The 18,865-nt window shown below is 67.7% G+C and carries 16 protein-coding genes and 1 tRNA gene; 10 read left to right on the top strand and 7 right to left on the bottom strand.

Going from position 1 to position 18,865, the window contains the following annotated elements:
- The first annotated feature begins 2 nt into the window (after window positions 1–2).
- Window positions 3–1,133 carry an ArsA family ATPase gene (locus tag DMB37_RS22735; protein WP_135234436.1) on the top strand — a complete coding sequence of 377 codons (1,131 nt, stop codon included), beginning with the start codon at window positions 3–5 and terminating at the stop codon, window positions 1,131–1,133.
- Between the two features lie 97 nt (window positions 1,134–1,230).
- Here the strand turns inward: DMB37_RS22735 and DMB37_RS22730 are convergent, their stop codons facing one another.
- The gene (locus DMB37_RS22730) at window positions 1,231–1,554 is read right to left on the bottom strand and encodes a WhiB family transcriptional regulator (protein WP_014981178.1); all 324 of its coding nucleotides are present in this window, start codon (window positions 1,552–1,554) and stop codon (window positions 1,231–1,233) included.
- A 359-nt stretch (window positions 1,555–1,913) separates the two neighbouring features.
- On the opposite strand from DMB37_RS22730, the gene DMB37_RS22725 reads away from it, so the two are divergent.
- Window positions 1,914–4,283, top strand: coding sequence for a transglycosylase domain-containing protein (locus tag DMB37_RS22725; protein WP_135234435.1), 2,370 nt, complete (start codon window positions 1,914–1,916; stop codon window positions 4,281–4,283).
- Between the two features lie 179 nt (window positions 4,284–4,462).
- Here the strand turns inward: DMB37_RS22725 and DMB37_RS22720 are convergent, their stop codons facing one another.
- Window positions 4,463–4,927, bottom strand: a complete 465-nt coding sequence (locus DMB37_RS22720; protein ID WP_135234434.1) for a GatB/YqeY domain-containing protein — start codon at window positions 4,925–4,927, stop codon at window positions 4,463–4,465.
- Window positions 4,928–5,073: 146 nt separating this feature from the next.
- Between DMB37_RS22720 and DMB37_RS22715 the strand changes: the two genes are divergently transcribed.
- From DMB37_RS22715 to DMB37_RS22685, 7 genes are all read left to right on the top strand, one after another.
- Window positions 5,074–6,036, top strand: a complete 963-nt coding sequence (locus DMB37_RS22715; protein WP_135234433.1) for a metallophosphoesterase — start codon at window positions 5,074–5,076, stop codon at window positions 6,034–6,036.
- Between the two features lie 38 nt (window positions 6,037–6,074).
- On the top strand, window positions 6,075–7,931 hold the full coding sequence (locus DMB37_RS22710; protein ID WP_135234432.1) for a hypothetical protein: 1,857 nt from the start codon (window positions 6,075–6,077) through the stop codon (window positions 7,929–7,931).
- Window positions 7,932–8,025: 94 nt separating this feature from the next.
- Window positions 8,026–8,099 (top strand) — tRNA-Pro (locus DMB37_RS22705).
- Window positions 8,100–8,306: 207 nt separating this feature from the next.
- On the top strand, window positions 8,307–9,497 hold the full coding sequence (locus tag DMB37_RS22700; protein ID WP_135234431.1) for a DUF418 domain-containing protein: 1,191 nt from the start codon (window positions 8,307–8,309) through the stop codon (window positions 9,495–9,497).
- Between the two features lie 109 nt (window positions 9,498–9,606).
- Window positions 9,607–10,359 (top strand): SDR family oxidoreductase, encoded by a 753-nt coding sequence (locus DMB37_RS22695; RefSeq protein WP_167768906.1) that lies wholly within the window; start codon window positions 9,607–9,609, stop codon window positions 10,357–10,359.
- A 179-nt stretch (window positions 10,360–10,538) separates the two neighbouring features.
- Complete coding sequence (locus DMB37_RS22690) at window positions 10,539–11,060, top strand: GNAT family N-acetyltransferase (RefSeq protein ID WP_167768905.1); 522 nt, start codon at window positions 10,539–10,541, stop codon at window positions 11,058–11,060.
- 84 nt (window positions 11,061–11,144) lie between these two features.
- Window positions 11,145–11,978 (top strand): hypothetical protein, encoded by an 834-nt coding sequence (locus DMB37_RS22685; protein ID WP_135234428.1) that lies wholly within the window; start codon window positions 11,145–11,147, stop codon window positions 11,976–11,978.
- A 64-nt stretch (window positions 11,979–12,042) separates the two neighbouring features.
- On the opposite strand, the gene DMB37_RS22680 is transcribed toward DMB37_RS22685, so the two are convergent.
- From DMB37_RS22680 to DMB37_RS22660, 5 genes are all read right to left on the bottom strand, one after another.
- Window positions 12,043–13,026, bottom strand: a complete 984-nt coding sequence (locus DMB37_RS22680) for an SCO2521 family protein (protein ID WP_135237765.1) — start codon at window positions 13,024–13,026, stop codon at window positions 12,043–12,045.
- Window positions 13,027–13,029: 3 nt separating this feature from the next.
- The gene (locus DMB37_RS22675) at window positions 13,030–14,055 is read right to left on the bottom strand and encodes an SCO2522 family protein (protein ID WP_135234427.1); all 1,026 of its coding nucleotides are present in this window, start codon (window positions 14,053–14,055) and stop codon (window positions 13,030–13,032) included.
- Window positions 14,056–14,061: 6 nt separating this feature from the next.
- Window positions 14,062–14,982, bottom strand: coding sequence for an SCO2523 family variant P-loop protein (locus tag DMB37_RS22670; protein ID WP_135234426.1), 921 nt, complete (start codon window positions 14,980–14,982; stop codon window positions 14,062–14,064).
- A 3-nt stretch (window positions 14,983–14,985) separates the two neighbouring features.
- Complete coding sequence (locus DMB37_RS22665; protein WP_135234425.1) at window positions 14,986–16,884, bottom strand: SCO2524 family protein; 1,899 nt, start codon at window positions 16,882–16,884, stop codon at window positions 14,986–14,988.
- Window positions 16,885–17,266: 382 nt separating this feature from the next.
- Complete coding sequence (locus DMB37_RS22660; RefSeq protein ID WP_240771620.1) at window positions 17,267–17,950, bottom strand: arsenate reductase ArsC; 684 nt, start codon at window positions 17,948–17,950, stop codon at window positions 17,267–17,269.
- Window positions 17,951–18,126: 176 nt separating this feature from the next.
- Here DMB37_RS22660 and DMB37_RS22655 point away from each other — a divergent pair, with 176 nt between their 5' ends.
- Window positions 18,127–18,828, top strand: coding sequence for a GntR family transcriptional regulator (locus DMB37_RS22655; protein ID WP_135234424.1), 702 nt, complete (start codon window positions 18,127–18,129; stop codon window positions 18,826–18,828).
- Window positions 18,829–18,865 lie beyond the last annotated feature (37 nt).

The raw sequence follows: 18,865 nt of genomic DNA, 5'->3' as shown, positions 1-18,865 counted from the left end.
TCATGACGACGCCGACTGTGGCCGCGCCACTGGATGTTTCGGACATCATCGACGACCGCACGGCGCGGGTGATCGTCTGCTGCGGCTCCGGCGGCGTCGGTAAGACGACCACCGCGGCCGCGATCGCATTGCGCGCCGCCGAGCAGGGTCGCAAAGTGGTGGTTCTCACCATTGATCCGGCGCGTAGGCTGGCCCAGTCACTCGGCGTCGCCGATCTCGGCAACACCCCGCAGCGGGTGCCGCTCGGCCCCGAGGCCAAGGGCGAGCTGCACGCGATGATGCTGAACATGCGGCGCACCTTCGACGACATGGTGCTCGAGCACACCAGCCCGGACAAGGCCGAGCAGATCTTCGCCAACCCCTTCTACCAAACGGTCGCCTCCTCGTTCGGCGGCACGCAGGAGTACATGGCGATGGAGAAGCTCGGCCAGTTGGCCGGGCGCAAGGAGTGGGACCTGATCGTGGTCGACACTCCCCCGTCGCGCAACGCGCTGGACTTCCTCGACGCGCCGAAGCGGCTCGGAAACTTCTTGAACGGCAGGATGATCCGGGTGATCATGGCGCCGGGCCGCGGCGTCACCCGGCTGGTCACCGGCGCGATGAGCCTGGCGGTGCGCGGGGTGTCCACCATCGTCGGCGGCCAGATGCTCAAGGATGCGTCGAACTTCCTGCAGTCGCTGGACTCGCTGTTCGGCGGCTTCCAGGATCGGGCGGACCGCACCTACGCGATGCTCTCGAAGCCGGGCACGCACTTCCTGGTGGTCGCCGCCGCCGAGCCGGACGCGCTGCGCGAGGCGTCGTTCTTCGTCGACCGGCTCTCCACCGAGCGGATGCCGCTGGCCGGGCTGGTGCTCAACCGCACGCATCCGGCGCTCAGCTCGCTGTCCGCGGACCACGCGCTGACGGCGGCAGAGCAGCTCGGCGACACCGATCCGCTCACCGCATCGGTGTTGCGTATCCACGCGCGCCGGGTGGCCACCGACAAGCGCGAACAGCATCTGCTGCACCGGTTTACCGGCGCGCATCCCCGGGTACCGATCGTCGCGGTGACCGCGCTGCCGTTCGAAGTGTCGGATCTTGCGGCACTGCGCGCGGTCGGTGATCAGCTCACCGGCCACCGAGCATCTGCTTGATACATAGACGCATCGGCTATTGGTCCAAACGGAAGTATTTGCCCCCAAACGGAACTGAGCCCGCTTTCGCAGGCTCAGTTCCGAATGTCGGTCGGGGCTACATGGCCACCTGATGTTGGCGTTGGGCCTGGAAGAAATCGGCCCACGAGGTGACCTCGGGATGCTGCTTGAGGAGCGCGCGACGCTGCCGCTCGGTCATACCGCCCCACACGCCGAACTCCACTCGATTGTCGAGGGCGTCGGCACCACACTGCATCAGCACCGGGCAGTGCCTGCAGATCGTCGCGGCTTTGCGCTGCGCAGCGCCGCGCACGAACAACTGATCGGGATCCACTTCCTTGCATCGGGCCTGGGCTACCCAGGCGATCCTTGCTTCGGCCTGCTCCACGTCCAATCGAGCGATGGGGGTTGTCATGTGCATTTGGTGTGCCCCTTTGCAGTCCGAACACCGGGTCAACGGCGCTCCAGAATCGCGTGTCAGCGTCGCAGCAACCCAAACCCCGCTGCGAACTGCACCACATTCCACTTTGAGTGTTAGCTCTATCACACTGGGTTCTCAATCTAGGTAAAGGTATGGGCCTAGCGCAAGACCGCCCTCGGAATTTTTGGTACGTCCGTCCCTGCAAAATGCCGGGAGCGGCGGCGGGTCCGGCACATTCGCGGCGCGCCGTCCCGCGACACGCCAGACTCGCGGCCGCGACACGCCCAATCGTCCGCACGAATCGCCTTCCGGTAAACGCCCGGAAGAACCCTCGGACCCCACCCCGTAGGCTGGGGATCGTGCCGATCACACAAACGCTAGCGAGGCTGGCCGGCAGCTGCGCGCTGGCCGCCGTGCTCGTCGCCGGGTTGCTGTTCCCGCTCGCCGGTGGCTTCGGGTTCGTCTCGAACCGAGCCGCCGACGCCGTCGACAACGTGTCCTCGGAACTGGTCGAGGGTACGGTCCCCGCCGTCTCGACCATGGTCGACGCGAGTGGAGCACCGATCGCCTGGCTGTACGAGCAACGCCGCTTCGAAGTCCCCAGCGACAAGATCTCCAACAACATGAAGCTGGCGATCGTCTCCATCGAGGACCGGCGCTTCGCCGAGCACGAGGGTGTCGACTGGCAGGGCACGTTGCGCGCGTTCCTGACCAACACCTCCAGCGGTGAGGTCCAGCAGGGCGCGTCCACCCTCGACCAGCAGTACGTGAAGAACTTCCAGCTGCTCGTCGTGGCCAAGACCGACGCTGAGCGCCGCGCCGCCATCGAGACCACGCCCGCGCGCAAGATCCGGGAGATCCGGATGGCGCTCACCCTGGACCGCGAGCTGACCAAGGACGAGATCCTCACCAGGTACCTGAACCTGGTGCCGTTCGGAAACTCCTCCTACGGCATCCAGGATGCGGCGCAGACCTACTTCGGCGTCGACGCCTCCGAGCTGAACGTGCCGCAGTCGGCGATGCTCGCGGGCATGGTGCAGAGCTCGTCCAAGCTGAACCCGTACACCAATTCCGAGGGCGTGCTGGCCCGCCGCAACACGGTGCTGGACACGATGATCCAGAACATCCCCAGCCGCGCCGACGAATTCCGCGAGGCCAAGACCATGCCGCTCGGCGTGCTGCCGGAGCCGAAGGGCCTGCCGCGTGGCTGCATCGCCGCCCACGACCGCGGCTTCTTCTGCGACTACGCCATCCAGTACCTGGCCAACGCGGGCATCAGCAGGGAGCAGATCGACAAGGGCGGCTACCTGATCAAGACGACGCTCGACCCGGTCGTGCAGGACTCGGTGAAGCGGTCGGTGACCGAGGCGGCCAACCCGAACCTCGACAACATCGCGCAGGTGATGTCGGTCGTCGCGCCGGGCCAGGACTCGCACCCGCTGATCGCGATGGCGAGCAGCCGCACCTACGGCCTGAACCGCGACGCCAACGAGACCGTGCAGCCACAGCCGTACTCGATGGTCGGCGACGGCGCCGGCTCGATCTTCAAGCTGTTCACCACCGCCGCCGCCATGGAGAAGGGCCTGGGCATCAACGCCCAGCTCGACGTGCCGAGCCGGTTCGAGGCCAGGGGCATGGGTAACGGTGGCGCCCGCGGCTGCCCGCCGGCCACCTACTGCGTCGAGAACGCGGGCAAGTACAAGTCACCGATGTCGGTGACCGAGGCGCTGGCGACCTCGCCGAACACCGCGTTCGTCAAGCTCATTCAGGCCGTCGGCGTCACGCCGACCGTCGACATGGCGGTCCGGCTCGGCATGCGCTCCTACACCGAGCCGGGCAGCTCGGGCCACGGCAACCAGAGCCTCGCCGACATGATCAAGGAACAGAACCTCGGTTCGTTCACCCTCGGCCCGGTCGCGATCAACCCGCTGGAACTGTCGAACGTCGCCGCGACGATCGCCTCCGGCGGCAAGTGGTGCCCGCCGAACCCGATCAAGGAGGTCGTCGACCGCCAGGGCAAGCAGGTGCCGCTCACCCAGCAGGCCTGCGAGCAGGTCGTCGAGCCCGGCCTGGCCAACACCCTGGCCAACGCGATGAGCAAGGACGACATCAGCGGCACCGCGGCGGGCGCCGCCAAGTCCGTCGGCTGGAACGCACCGATGTCGGGCAAGACCGGAACCACCGAGAGCCACCGCTCGTCGGCCTTCGTCGGCTTCACCAACGCGCTGGCCTCGGCCACCTACGTCTACGGCGACAGCCCGACGCCCGGTGAGATCTGCTCGTTCCCGCTGCGCAACTGCGGCGACGGAAACCTGTTCGGCGGTAACGAACCCGCGCGGACCTGGTTCAACTCCGTCAAGCCGATCCTCGACCGGTTCCCGGCGCCCGCGCTGCCGCCGCTGGACGACAAGTACGTCCGCGGCTCGAACAACGCGCAGGTGCCCGATGTGGTCGGGATGACCCAGGGTCAGGCGACCGCGGCGCTGGTCGGCGCGGGCTTCCAGGTGACCCCGGTGACCGGTCCCGGTGCGCAGGCCAAGGGCACCGTGATGGGCACCGCGCCGAACGGTTCGGCGATCCCCGGTTCGGTGATCACCCTCTACATCAGTGACGGCACCCAGCGCGCCGCACCGCCGCCCGGCCCGCCACCAGGGCCACCGGGGATCCCCGGGCTGCCACCGCCACCGCTGTTGCCGCCCATCCCGATCCCCATTCCCATCCCGCGTTAGCCGCAAAGGACCGCCGACCCCAACAGGGTCGGCGGTCCTTTTTCCTGGCCAACTGATTTCGCGCGCACATGGGTAACTCGTCGGGTACCGGCGAACTCAACCCACTACGCCGCCGCCGGTCGCCCGCGCGACAGCCATGACACTCGAGTCCGGCCTGAATACGCGGAGAGGCGGGACAGCTACAGCCGGGCTTTCACGGCCGCCGACAGCCGGGAGCCATCGGCCTTGCCCTCCGCCAACGCGGTGGCGACCTTCATGACCTGGCCCATCTGCCGCATACCCGGCCGCTCACCGAGTTCCTCGGCGACCTGCGCGATCGCGGTGTCGGCGACGTCGGCCACCTCCGCCTCGCTCAGCTGGGTGGGCAGGTACTCGTCGATGATCCGCGCCTCGGCGTGCTCGTTGGCGGCCAGCTCACCGCGACCGTTCTGGGTGTAGATCTCGGCCGACTCGCTGCGCTTCTTCGCCTCTTTCTGCAGCACCGCGATCACGTCGGCATCGGAGAGTTCGCGCGCCTCGGTGCCTGCGGTCTCGGCCGTCTGGATGGCGGAGAGCAGCATCCGCAGCGTGGCGAGGCGCAGCGTGTCCTTGGCTTTCATCGCGGCGGTCATGTCCGTCCGCAGTTGCGCTTTGAGTTCCGACATGAGGCTCACGGTAGCTGGTCCTTCGCAACCCGCCCACCACATTTGCGCTGCTGCGGCGAATCCCGACGCTGTTTTCCGGGGCATGCGCAAGCACTTGTGCGTAAACACACTCGGCGTTCCACAACGGGGTCACCTATGCTGGGCAAATGCCCGTAATCTCGACCTCTGCTGTCCGCACGACCGCGTTGGGAGCCGCCGGGGCGGCCGTGGCCGGAATCGGCTATGCCTCGCTGGTCGAACGCAACGCCTTCGTTCTGCGGGAGGCCACGATGCCGGTCCTCGCGCCGGGGTCGTCGTCGCTGCGGGTGCTCCACATCAGCGATCTGCACATGACCCCCGGTCAGCAGCGCAAGCAGCAGTGGCTGCGGGAACTGGATCGGCTGGAGCCGGACCTGGTCATCAACACCGGCGACAACCTCTCGCATCAGAAGTCGGTACCCGCGGTAGTCCAGGCCCTCGGCGGATTGCTTTCCCGCCCGGGGCTTTTCGTTTTCGGGAGCAACGACTACTTCGCGCCGGTGCCGAAGAACCCGATGAAGTACTTCAAGAAGGACCACCGCCGCGTCTACGGCGCCCCGCTGCCGTGGAAAGACCTGCGCGCGGCCTTCACCGAGCGCGGCTGGCTGGATCTGACGCACATCCGCCGCGACCTCGAGGTCGCAGGCATCCGGATCGCCACCGCCGGCGTCGACGACCCGCATCTGCACCGCGACCGCTACGACACGATCGCGGGCGCCCCGAACCCGTTGGCCGACTTGCGCATCGGCCTGACCCACTCGCCCGAGCCGCGCGTGCTCGACCGCTTCGCCGAGGACGGCTACGACCTGGTCATGGCCGGGCACACGCACGGCGGTCAGCTGTGCCTGCCCGGCTACGGCGCGCTCGTCACCAACTGCGGTATCGACCGGTCCCGGGTCAAGGGCGCGTCCAAGTGGGGTGAGCACACCCAGCTGCACGTCTCCGCGGGTGTCGGCACCTCGCCGTGGGCGCCGTACCGTTTCTGCTGCCGCCCAGAGGCCACCCTGTTGACGCTGGTCGCCGCGCCGCCGAAGCGGCCCTCGGCCGACACCGGCCAGGGCGTGTCCACATCGGAGGCCGTCGCCCGCTAAGGTCGCGTGCCGAGACGTGTGTCAGGCAGGGGACAACTGTGAGTGGATTCGACGACCGGCGCAACGACCCGACGGTTCTGGGCCGCCCCGGTGCGGCCCACCCAAATCAGCAACAGCCATCCGGCGCTGACCAATTCGACCAGGCAGGCGCGCAGGACGAGGCCGCGCGGCAGGCGCCCGCGCGGCCGTGGAAGCGGGATTCGGGCTTCCACGAGCAGGTGCAGTGGCCGCCTGCCGACCCGGGTGCGCAGTGGCAGCAGGGTGCGGCGGGTTCGAGCGGGTCGCCCACTCCTGATCCCACCGTGCAGTGGCAGCCGAGTCAGACGCCGGCGGCCGACTATCAATGGCAGCCCGGCCCCAGCGGGCAATCTCAACCGGCACAGCAGTGGCAGGCCGGCGGCTCACCCGCGGCCAACGCCCAGTGGCAGCCGACCGGCTCGACCCCCGACGCCAACGCCCAATGGCAGCGCAGCGGCAGTTCGGCGCCCGACGCGCAATGGCAGCCCGGCGGGAGCGGCCAGGCACCGTCGGCGCCGCAATGGCAGGCCCCCGCAGCGGGATCCGGTCGCGCCGACCCAACGCAACTGGCACAGCCCGTATCCGGCGGGCAAGCGCAGTGGCAGCCATCGACCGCCACGCCAGGGCAGGCTGACCCGACCCTGTTGGCACAGCCGCTTTCCGGTGGACAAGCCCAGCCCGCGCCGTGGCAACCGCCGACCGCCACGCCGGGGCAAGCCGACCCAACCCTGTTGGCACAGCCGCTTTCCGGTGGACAAGCCCAGCCCGCGCCGTGGCAACCGCCGACCGCCGCACCGGGGCAAGCCGACCCAACCCTGTTGGGACAGCCACAGTCCCGCGATTTCGGTGAACCCGTCGGCTTGTGGCAGCCCAGCCTCGGCACGCCCGAGCCGAGTCAGCAGGCGCCGAGCGAGGCGGCACCGACCATGCTCGGCTACCCCAACGCCACTCGACTAGGCCAGCCCGACCCCGCCCTCCAATGGCAGCCTGCGCCATCGGCACCCACCTATGCCGCGCCGCAGTACGGACAGCCGGTAGCGGGTGCGTACGCGCCGCAGAGCGGGTTCGGCGGACCGCCGGGGCAGCAGCCACCCGGCTACGGTGCGGGCGGTCCACCGCCCAGCGGGCGCGGGAAAGCGGTACTGCTGGTCGGACTGGTGGTGCTGCTGGTCGCGGCGGGCGCGGTGACCGCGGTGACGCTCGCGAAGCGCGGCTCGGACAACTCCGATTCGCAACGCAACTCGCCCTCGATGGTCAGCGCACTGACCACCAGCGCGGAGGCTTCCTCGACCCCGTCGAAGTCCAGCGCCCCGCCCACGCCGGCCAACGGCCGCAACGAGCCTCCCCTGATCCCCGGCTACCAGGTGGTCGTCGCCCCCGACCGGGGTGCGGCCTACGACGTGCCCGCAGGCTGGACGATCGCACCGGAGACCGCCATCGGCGGGTTCGGTGAGCCGCCGAACGCGGTGGCGGGCAAGGGCTACGCCAGCGATGGCAAGGGCTACTGCCCGGGCTCGACCCGCACCGCGTCGTTCCTCACCGGCTCGAAGGACCCCGATTCCGGCGCCGCCGCAACCGAACTCGGCACCAGAACGGCCAAACTCGCCTACACCGCCTCCGCCGACGCCCACCCGTCCCCGCCCGTCCCGATCGACTCGCTCGACGGGACGCAGCACGGCATGTTCGTGGAAACCAAGGGCACCGTCACCCAGGCCAAGCCCGGCTGCGCCACCGCGTACTCCGTCTACACCGCCGCGTTCCCCACCGAGAACGGCAGCTTCGTCATGGTGATCGCCGCCGACACCGGCGTCCCCAACGCGCTGGACGCCGAGACCGCCAAGCGCATCTTCACCAGCATCCGCCCGCACGACAACTGACGGCCTACCCCGAATCGCTCCGCGATAACCCCCTCTGAGCTGGGGGTTTAACGTCTACACCGACCTTGTTGTAAGGTAGTCCAGGTTCGATTCACGGGGTGTGGCGCAGCTTGGTAGCGCGCTTCGTTCGGGACGAAGAGGTCGCAGGTTCAAATCCTGTCACCCCGACTCGTGGTTGAGACGAACACTTTGCCCCCGGCCTGCCAAGGCCGGGGGCAAAGTGGTTTCCGGGGGTGCTATCGGCGCGGACCCGTTGAGACGCAAGCCATTCAGCTGAGTAAAGCCGATCGTGGTCGAGCAGTATCCGAATTAGTATCTATCATATAGTATCTGCCACATACTTATTACCCGCACGATCGACGGAAGCCGGAAACCATGACCGATCAGCTGGTCGCCCCCCGCGCCCGCATCTACGACGTAGACGCCCTGCGCGGGTTCGCGCTGCTGGGGATCTTCATCGTCAACATCACCTTCATGTCCTCCGGATACCCCGGCAACCTGGCGATCGACCCCGCCTACACCGCGCCACTCGACGACCTGGTCCGCGCGCTCTCGTCGGTCTTCGTCGACATGAAGTTCTACCTGCTGTTCTCATTCCTGTTCGGCTACAGCTTCACGCTGCAGACGATCGCCGCGGCCCGGGCGGGCGCCGCCTTCGAACCACGCATGCTGCGCCGCATCGCAGGCCTGTTCGTGCTCGGCGTGCTGCACATCGTGTTCCTCTACGGCGGTGACGTTCTCACCACGTACGCGCTGGCCTGCCTCGTCCTGTTCTGGCTGCGCGGGGTCACCGACCGCACGGCGCTGCGGGTGGTCGCCGCGATGTACGCCTTCGTGCTGGCGAGCCTGCTGCTGAGTGGCCTGCTGCTGGACACCTCGGCAATGCTGCCCTCGGCCGCCGAGGCGCAAGCCAACGGCAGGCAGGCCACCGAGGCGCTGCTCGGCGGATGGGGCGACATCATCGGCGAGCATCTCGCCGGACTGCCGCTGCTCGTCCTGCAGGCAGTCACCCTGCAAGGACCGACGGCGCTGGCGATGTTCCTGCTCGGCCTGATCGCCGGGCGCCGGAAACTGCTGGCGCAGGTGCGCGGCGACGAACCGATCCTGCGGCGCGTCCAGTGGATCGGCTTCCCGGTGGGCCTGGCAGGCAGCGTGCTCTACACGCTGGGCGGCGGCACCGGCACCGCGCTGCCCGTCGCGGTCAGCGTCGCCACCGCACCGCTACTCGCCGCCGCGTACGTCGCGACCCTGCTGCGCCTGATGCACAGCCCACGCACTGCCTGGCTGCGCACCGCTCTCGCGCCCGCCGGACGGATCGCGCTGACCAACTACCTAGGCCAGTCGCTGATCGGGTTGCTCCTGTTCACCGGCGTCGGGCTCGGTGCGGCGGGCAGCCTGTCTCCGTTGGCCACGCTCGCGGTGGCGCTGCTGGTGTTCGCGGCCCAATTGGCGGTCAGCGCAGCGTGGTTGCGCCACTATCGATACGGGCCCGCGGAGTGGCTGCTGCGCTGGATCACGAATGGCAGTCGCCCCGCCTGGCGAGCGGTCGAAAGCAGCAGGGGGTAACGGACGGGGTCGATTCGGTCGCCCCCGGAATGCATACTGGCTCTGCCGGTCACCCAGCGGCGAATGTGTCTCTGCGGTGGTGGTTTCCGCACAACGGAAAGGCGAAGTCATGAACGCGACCGGCCCGCTCGCCGGCAAGACGGCCCTGATCACCGGTGCGGACGCTGGGATCGGCAGGGCTATCGCCGGCACCCTCGCCAGACAAGGGGCGCAGGTGGTGATCCAGCATCCGCACAGCCCGGAATCCGCCGCCGACGTGGTCAAGGAGATCACCGCAGCCGACGGCTCGGCGCTCGCCCTCGCGGCCGACCTCGGCGATCGCGCCGAGTACGACGAGCTGATCCAGGTCCTGCTCGAGGATTGCGGACATTGGGATTTCCTGGTGCACACCGGGTCCACGGCCCTCACCACGCCGCTGCGGGAGCTCTCCGAGGAAGAGTTCGAGCTCGGTTTCGCGGCGCCTGCCAAAGCCCTCGTCAACGGCGTACGGCTCGCCGCCGCGCATCTCGCCGACGGCGGGCGCATCATCACCGTCGCTGCGGCCACCGCGCCGGGCAACGCCGTCGACAACGCCGCCACCGGAGCCATCGCGGAGTTCACCCGCCTGCTCGCCACCGATTTCGCGGCGCGGGGCATCACTGTCAACGCGGTCACCTCGGCCGCGAATTCGGACGCCCGCGCGGAGAGCGACGACCAGGACAAGCGCGAGCACGAGCCGAGTTACGCACCGGGGGCCGGCGTGCTCGATCGACTCGGCGCGGCGACCGAGATCACCGATGTGGTGGCCTTACTGGCGAGCGCGGACGCCGCAGCGGTGACGGCACAGCACATTCGGGTCGGCGCCGGGACCGCGGGCAGCTGACCCGCAGGTGAGGCAAATTATTCGCAAATGTGCGGCAACTGGAGTGCACGTACGATGGGAAGTAGCAGTATCGCAGGATGGCGCGGCGGCGCGGCGCGGGGAGGCCTAAACTACCTCGATGCGGATCGCGCGAGCCGGGTTCACCTCGACCGGCCGAGCAAACGCCTACGCTGTGGTTTATGACCCGTGTTACCGCGCAAGGGAGCACATTGGACATCGCGACGACGAAAATCGCGACGACGTCACCGACGCCCGTGTATCGGATTGCCGCGCTGTCCGATCTGGACGGCGTCGCCGCGATCGAGACCGAACGCTTCGGCGATCAGTCATACCCGTACTTCGCGCTGCGTCAGCTCTTCGACCTGCACGGGGCCAACTGGCTGATCGTCGAGGTCGACGGCATCGTCCTCGGCCATGTGCTGGTGGCCCTGCTGCCGGATCGGCGCGCGTGGCTGCTCAGCCTCGCGGTTACTCAGGAAAGCTGCGGACGCGGCTACGGGTCGACCCTGCTGACCGAAGCGATCAAGCTGTGCCGCAAGCAGAAGATGCGCAGCGTGCTCATCACCGTGCGCCCGACCAACCAGTCGGCATACAACCTCTACCGCCGCATCGGCTTTCAATGGACCGGACACCATGAAGAGCGCTATTTCGGTGCAGGCGAGCCACGGGACGTGTTGGAGTACAAGCTGTCCAACGCCTGATCAAGGGCTCCAGAAACTCCCTCGAACTCGGTAATCTGGATCAGGCGCGTCCCAGGCGGGTGCCCGAGCCCCCGGGGGAGCTGAATGACCGAGCAGGAACCGCGTTCGGAGTTCGTCGAATCGACCACGACTCGAATCCTGCGCCGGGCAGCCAAATACGCCGACGAGAACTACCGCGACAGCGCACCCGGCGAGTACGCGCTGCTCGACGGGCTCAATGCCGACGTCGAAGCGGTGCTCGGCAGGTACCACCCGCCGAGTCCGTGGCGGCGCGGCGACAGCCTGGTGTTCGCACACCTCTACGCCGACGTCCCGGACACCACGGTCTCGACCGACGAGGACGGACGCGGAGTCGTGGACGTGATCGCCGCGCTGCTCGCCGCCGAGGTCGAGTTCCGCGGGCCGCTGCGGCTCAGCCATACCCAGAACACCCTTCTCGCCCAGGTATACGAGCGACTCGGCGCCCGACTGCGCCCGCTCGGGCTGCCCGCGCACGCCGTCCAGTCCTTCGGCCGGGCGGCCACCCTGCACCGCCTGAACGAGGACATGGACGCGGTGGACCGGTGCGGACTGCAGCAGGCGCGGGCGCGGTGCCAGACGAAGCCACGCGGCTTGCCGCGCGTGGGTTCGCTGCTGTCGGACCTGCTGTGCGGCTACGGATACAAGCCGTTCCGGCTGCTCGGCTGGATCGCGGTGCAGCTGGCCGTGTTCAGTGTCGCGCTGCTGCTGCTGAGTCAGGAGCCGCTCGGTGACACGCTGTATCTGAGTATGACCAGTTATCTGAATCCGATGGGGCTCGGGGATACCAGCACGCTGGCCGATGGTGGACGGGCGTTGCTGGCCACCGAGTCCTGGGTGGGCACGGTGTCGCTGTCGGTGTTCTTCGCGCTGCTGGTTCGCCGCTGGTTCCGTCTATAAAACTGTGCTGCAACGGAATTCGATGTTGCGCCGGAAGCATTCTTGTGAATGCTCCTGTGCACGATCACCACTCGGTGGTGCTCACCTGGATACGACGGGAAAGGTTGTTCCACTGCGCCACTCGCAGCCGATCCCGTACCTGCCCGATCAGCGCGGTCCACTGGCGGGAGAATCCCGGATCGGATTGCAGATCCTTCCACAGGCTGCGCAGGGTGGGCGGGGTATGCGCGCCAGGCATCCACAGGTGCGCGAGGTGCTCCAGCACCGCGGCCAGGATCTCCATCTGTTCCCTACTGGACGGGGGGAACCGATCGGCCTCCTCGATCGCGGTGTCACCGACCGTCAGCAACCAGTCGTGCGCCGCCAGATCCTCGCAGAACCGCTGTGCCGCATCGAGATCCGACTCGCTCCGGACGATGATCCAGGCCGAGCGCACCGAGTCGTCGTCCAGCCGCAGCCGCACCTTCGGCCCCACCGAGCCGCCCACCTTCGCCGTCCAGCGCAGCCGCGTGGTCGCCGCTTGCAGCGGCGCCTGCTGGTCCAGCCTCGGGTCGGCGCGTAATCGGGCGAGCAGGCGTTCGCTGATCGAGGCGAGGTCGAGGGTGTCCGGTGCGGGGCGGCCGTCCAGATAGCCGTCCGCCAGTGCGTCGCAGGCCGTCTCCCGGTCGCCGATCCGGTCGATCACCTCGGTCACGCCGACCCGGCTCAGGTAGTGCGACCAGGTCTGGCGCCGCCGCTCCCCCGCCCGGATCACCTGGGTGCGCACCGAACTCTGCAGCACCCGCCCGCCCGTCACGACCGCCCGACCCGCGACCGTGCCGACCACGCGCACCGGCGCGGCGTCGGGCAGCAACAGCTTGCAGTCCACCCCGACCGGTGTGGTCGGCGAAACGGCCAGCGTGCAGGGCCGTTGCCGCCACAACACCCGCCGACCCGGCACCAGGGCGAGCAGCTCGCCGGCTTCGGCACGATGCAGAGTGGCGGACGCGGGGACCAGGCAGGTGCGCACCTCGCCGAGGGCGATCAACGGAGTGGTCGACGGCCCCATCACTCAGGATCCGTCGAGTAATAGGTGGGATAGACGTTCGGTGACCTTGCGCGACACCGTCACCGGCACCTCGTCGTAGACGCCGCACCGGATGATCTGATCGACCACATCGCCGTCCAGGTCGATGTGGTCGAGGATGAGCCGTACCGAATGTTCTATGGCCAGATAGCGTTTCGGCAACATCGACAGCGCCTTGTAGGCCGCGAACGGGGTGGCGTCCGGATTCAGCTGCACCACAGCGGGAATCTCGCGCCACCGGCCCGGCCAGCCGTCGCCTGCCCGCCACGGCTGCGGCACCACGACCGCCGCGCCGTCATAGCGCAGCATGCCGAGCCGCAGCAGATGCCACACCGAGGCGAGGAACGCGCACGACCATTTGGTGTGAATCTCGTTGCGCCCGTTGACCACCTCCGGTCGCTTACTCCACAACTGCACGTCCAGGAAGATCGAGTGCTCGCGCCTGCCGAACTCCTCCGGCGGCCGATACGGCTGTACCCGCATGGCCTGCGCCGGTTCGTCCAGCGAGGACCGCCGCCCGTTGCACAGCCAGCCGGATTCGGCGGTCGGCGGCCGACGACCGGTCGATGACGAAATCTCCGGCTCGGCCACGATTCTGGCCGCGACCATCTCGGCCAGCCGGATCGGCTCGTCCAACGGCACTCCGTCGACGAACGGATCCGCCTCCCAGCAGCCGGACTCGCGCGCCAGATAGTCGATGCGCAAACCGGTTTCGTCCGCGGCGGTGAGCAGCTTGCCGAGGATCTCGCGCGGATCGGTGTCCGGCTGGAAGTAGTCGTCGATCAGATAGCAGGTACTCACCCGGGCCCGCGGGCCGAACTGCACCCTGGCCGAGGCGATGAAGGCCTCGACCAGCGGCACGATCCGGCGGAACTCGCGGACCACCTGATCCATGTCGTTGGCGATCTCGTTCATGTAGAAGTGCCCGACCTCGATCGACAGATGCGACAGCGGCACCCGATCGATCCGCGCCCGTTCGGTCTCTTCGCTGTACCCCACGGAGTCCCGCACGGCGGATCAGAACCTTTCCCAGGTCGCGGCGTCCAGCAGGCGCCTGGCCAGGTCGGCATACGCCGCCGTGGTCGACGGGTTGGCGATCTTCGCGTCCACGTCCATATCCATGATCACCTGCTCACGCCACTGCAATACCGGCTCCATCGGTGTCTCGCCGAGCAGCGCGCTCGCGCCGAGCTGATTCGCCGACGCCAGCCGCTTGAGCGCGGCATTCTGCTCCATCAACCAGGCCGTCTGGGCGGGCCTGCGGTCCACCGAGCCGGGCAGCGTCGGCGCGGGCACCGCGGTGCGCACGTAGCGGACCGACTCGAGCAGCTCCACCGGATCGTGCCCGCACTCCTTGCCCGTCTGCTTCAATCCGTGCGGCCCGTGCACCAGCCCGCTCGCCGCCAGAATGTGCTGGCGGGTCCACCGGTGAAAGATCAACCAGCGGGCGGTGAACGAACGCAGCTGCGGCAGCGCGGTGGCCTTCAACACCAACTCCAGCGCGACCGAGCGGCCCGCGCTCAGATCGACCAGCACCACCTTGAACTCCTGCTCCAGCGCGAGCAGCAGTTCCGCGCACCGCGCGACGACCGCGTCGTCGGCCGTGAGGAATTCGGCGCCGCCCTCGTCACCCGGCAACAGCAGCAGCTTGCCCGCCCGCGGCCCCAACCGGCGCAACGCGGGCCGGTCCGACGCGGTGCGCACATCGATCCTGGCGGCAACGCCCGTCTCCCCAAGCAGGAACGAGTGCACGCCGTCCTGATGGGGCGTACCGCGTTCCACCGCACTGATTTCGAACAACGCGCCCGCGGTCGGTGACCCGAAATCGAAGTCGACGTAGGCGACATTGCGACCGCTCGTACACAGTCGATACGCGAGGTTGCAGCTGGTCACCGAGCGACCGGTGCCACCCTTGTCCGAAGTCGAGAACACCAGCATGGGTCAGGCCCTCGTCGCATCGCGGCGCGCGTAGGCCAACTCGTACAACTGCTGCAGCGCCTGCCCGGCCAGGATGAATGCGGTCGCAGGCTGCTCGTTCGACAGCCGCCGCGCCTCGTCGAGCTGCTGCTCGATCCGCGAGAGCATGACCTGCGAGACGTCCGGATCGCCGACCTCCAGCATTTCCTGATTGAGCAGATGCTCGGCCTCACTGCGCATTTCGACGGCGCGCGTGATCATCGACCGCATGGCCAGCGGTGGCTCACGGAAATTACGATCGGCCGAGACCAAGCATTCGACGACACGTTCGGTCAGGTACCAGGAGGGTTGCACCGCAACGTCTTCGGACTCCGACTCGAACTCGGGCTCGACCGCCGTCTTCGCCAGACCGGGCCGCTGGCTACCCGCCACCCGCTCGGCGTCGTCCCAGAGGCCCGTCGCCGGGCCGGTCGAGATCTGGCGCCTGCCGAGGTGATCCATGGTGAGTTCGGCCAGCGACATCAGCCGGTCGCGCATGGCCACGTCGCCGGACAGCTGCCAGGCCTGCAGGGACCGTTTCAGCAACAGCGTCGCGAAGTCCGGCACCACCCACACCAGCGGCGGACCGCCACCGATGCCCTCGCTGCCCGGCAGCGCCATCTGCACGCCGGGGTAGTGCAGCGCCGCGGCCGGATCGCCCGCGGTGAGCCTGCTGATGATGCGCCCGCGCCTGGCGAGCTGGTCGAAAACGGCCACCAGCACCGGTAATTCCTCGGTGGTCTGCCGGTTGGCGAAGTCTTTCAGCACCATGGTCGCGACGGCGAGGGTGTAGTAGTCGGACTCCTCGCCATCGGAGGTGCGCCAGGGAATGTCCTCGAGCGGCCAGCGGCCGGGGCCGTAGCGCGCGGCGGTGGACCAGTAGCGCTGGGTCAGATCCCAGCGCAGCTCCAGTGCGTCCGCGAGTTGGCGTTGCTCGTCGTTGAGCAGGTCCATTTCCCGGGTGCGGCGCCAGGTGAGATCGTCGATGCCGTCCAGCGCGACGATGGTGAAATACAAGTCGGGGCGCGAGACGGCGTAACCCGGCTGGTTGCCGATCCGGCCCGACACGAAGTCGATCGGCGAGGCCTTCTGATCGATGCCCCAGCTCCAGCCGCACTCGAACAGCAGCAGATCGTCCTCGAGATCGATGTCGGGGGTCTGCCCCAGTTTGACGTCGTTGGCCATCTGCACGCGGACCCGGTCGAGCCGGCGCGCAATACCCGCTATCACCGCGTCCTCCGGCGCGCCGGTCTGGTTGAGCATGCCCAGGATCGCTTGTCCCTGATCGGATTTCGGGCTCGGGGTGTGCACGACGAAGCTGCGCACCAGACCCGTCATCGCGGCGGTGAGGCGGGTGCTGACCCGCGGCATCAATACCCGGATCCGGGCCGAGAGTTCCCTGGCCTCGCGCCGCACCTCTTTGTCCACGAACCGCTGGAAGACCCGCAGGAAGCGCAACGACGAGATGCACAGGGTGAGCGACATCGAGTATGCGTCGACCACTTCCAGGCCGTGCTGCTCGGCGCTCGGTTCGCGTTCGTCGGTGGTGCGCAGATAGCTGCCCGCCGCGAAGATCGGTTCCCCGTCGGGCGCGGTGTAGCGGGTGAAATAGTCCTCGAGCACCCCGACCAGCGCGCCGCCGATCCGCGTTTCCTCCCCCAGCGGAATAAGCACCGAACGAATGTCGTCGGACATATCGTCGGGTTGATCCAGTGCGAATGCCTGGATCTCGGTGGCCGGATACAACAAACAAAGCAACTGCTCGGTATCGCTGATCGAGTTCGCCCCGTCGCGCCCACCCCAATGCCACGCCCCTTTGTCGTAGCAAGCGGAAAGCAACGACCGCCACACTTCCAAAAGCTGCTGCCGCGGCTGGATCCTCATCAGCCCCCCGTTCTCGCTACGAACACTGACTGCCTAAAGTGTCCCCCCGTTCCGAGTATTTACCAAGGGTATTGACCGACAACACGATCTACGCACGGTGTAGTAATCGGATATTCGGCGAGGTCACCGCAGTGTTGAAAACCGTTCGAGAGCACCTAGGCACTCATCTCAGCAAGGCAGAACACTGATTCAACAGCCTTCCCTCACGCCGCTCCCGTACCTTCCGGCCCATTTCTCCCCTCCATTCTCGAGCTGGTTCCCATTGCGAAAGACGAAGCATGGTTCAGCCGAGTGAATGTCCCGATGTCTCCAATCCGGAGACAAAAGTCGTGTGCTGGCCCAAGTTTGGTGACATCAGGCCATCGCGGCGACCAAGAGGCAACTAAACGGCAACGCCGAGTTCGGTGAGTAGGTGTTCCACTCGGGTGCGGATGGTGTTGCGGATGGGGCGGATTTGGTGGAGGGGGAGGCCGGCGGGGTCGTCGATGAACCATTCTTCGTAGCGGGGGCCGGGGACGAGGGGGCAGGTGTCGCCGCAGCCCATGGTGACGATGACGTCGGCGGCGCGGATGATTTCGTCGGTCCAGGGTTTGGGGTATTCGTCGGCGATGTCGACGCCTATCTCGGCCATGGCGGCCACCGCGGCGGGGTTGAGGGTCTGCCCGGGGTCGGAGCCGCCGGACCAGGCGACGGCGCGGCCCTTGGCGAGGTGGGCGAAGAAGCCGAGGGCCATCTGGGAGCGGCCCGCGTTGTGCGTGCAGAGGAACAGCACGGTGGGGCGCGGGCGGGCGACCTTGCCCTGAATCTTGGCCAGTGCCTGCAGCCGCTGCCTGCCGAAGCGCTCGGCGAGCAGCGGGAGGTAGCGCGTTACCGTTGCGCGCGAAGCGAATTCGTCGTATGACGAATGCAGGTAGTGGTGGATGGTGGCGAGGTCGAACATGGTCGCGAACTCTTCGCGCAGCCGAGCTTCGGCATGCTCGAGCGCCGTCTCGTGATCGAGGGAGAGCAGGCGGTATGCGGGTGTCGCGGAGCTTTCGGTCGTACCCGACTTTTCAGGCTGAGACACCCACCCAGGGTCTCAGGCGGGCACTGACCTGGGCAAACGAACACCCTGTAAACCACGTCACACCGAGGTGAACGCGGCACCGCGACGAGACGATCCGGCGGTCGGTGAGCAGGCCCTTACACCTCGCTAACCTGTCGTCATCTCGCCGAAACGCAAGGTCCATAGCGTATACATCCATGTCGACACGGTTGGCCACACTCGAAGATGCCGCGGGCCGACCGCTGCGCGATGTGGTGTACGCGGCGCTGCGCCGCGAGTTGATGAACGGGGACATCAAGTTCGGCGAGCGACTCACCGAACCGAAACTGTCGGCGCGCTTCGGGATTTCCCGCACGCCGATCCGCGAAGCGTTGACGGTGCTGTGCGCCGACGGGCTGCTGCAACGCGAAGACTACGGTTTCAGCCCGGTACGCCCGAGCGTGCCGTTGATCCGTGACCTCTACGAACTGCGAATCACGTTGGAGCTCGGCGGAATCCAGCGTGCGATGACCAATCCGGCGGTGTCCCACGACCGCGCGCTGCTCGAGGTCGAGCGCGCCGCCTGGCTGGCATTGCGCGCCGACCCACCCGCGCAGGAACCGGGATTCGTGGTGCGCGACGAGGAATTTCACGTCACCTTGCTCACCGCCGCGGGCAACGCCGAAATGGTGCGGGCGCTGCGCGCGGTGAACTCGCGGATCAGGCACGTCCGCATGTACGACTTCATGGTCAACAACCGCATCGAGACCACCATCGCCGAACACCTCGGCATCCTGGAAGCCGTACTGGCCGAGAACCTTCCGCTCGCCTATCGGTTGCTGCACACCCACATCGGCGAATCCCTCGATGTCGTGCTCGACCGGGTCACCCGCGCCATCGCCGCGATGGCCGCCGAATAACGCCCACCGCAAGAAGCCGGAATTCGCAGCTCCGGGT

This window comes from Nocardia sp. CS682, assembly GCF_004634405.1.
In the GTDB taxonomy this organism is placed as follows: Bacteria; Actinomycetota; Actinomycetes; order Mycobacteriales; family Mycobacteriaceae; genus Nocardia; species Nocardia ninae.
The sequence above is the reverse complement of the archived record's forward strand: the minus strand, read 5'-3'. Positions and strand labels throughout refer to the sequence as shown.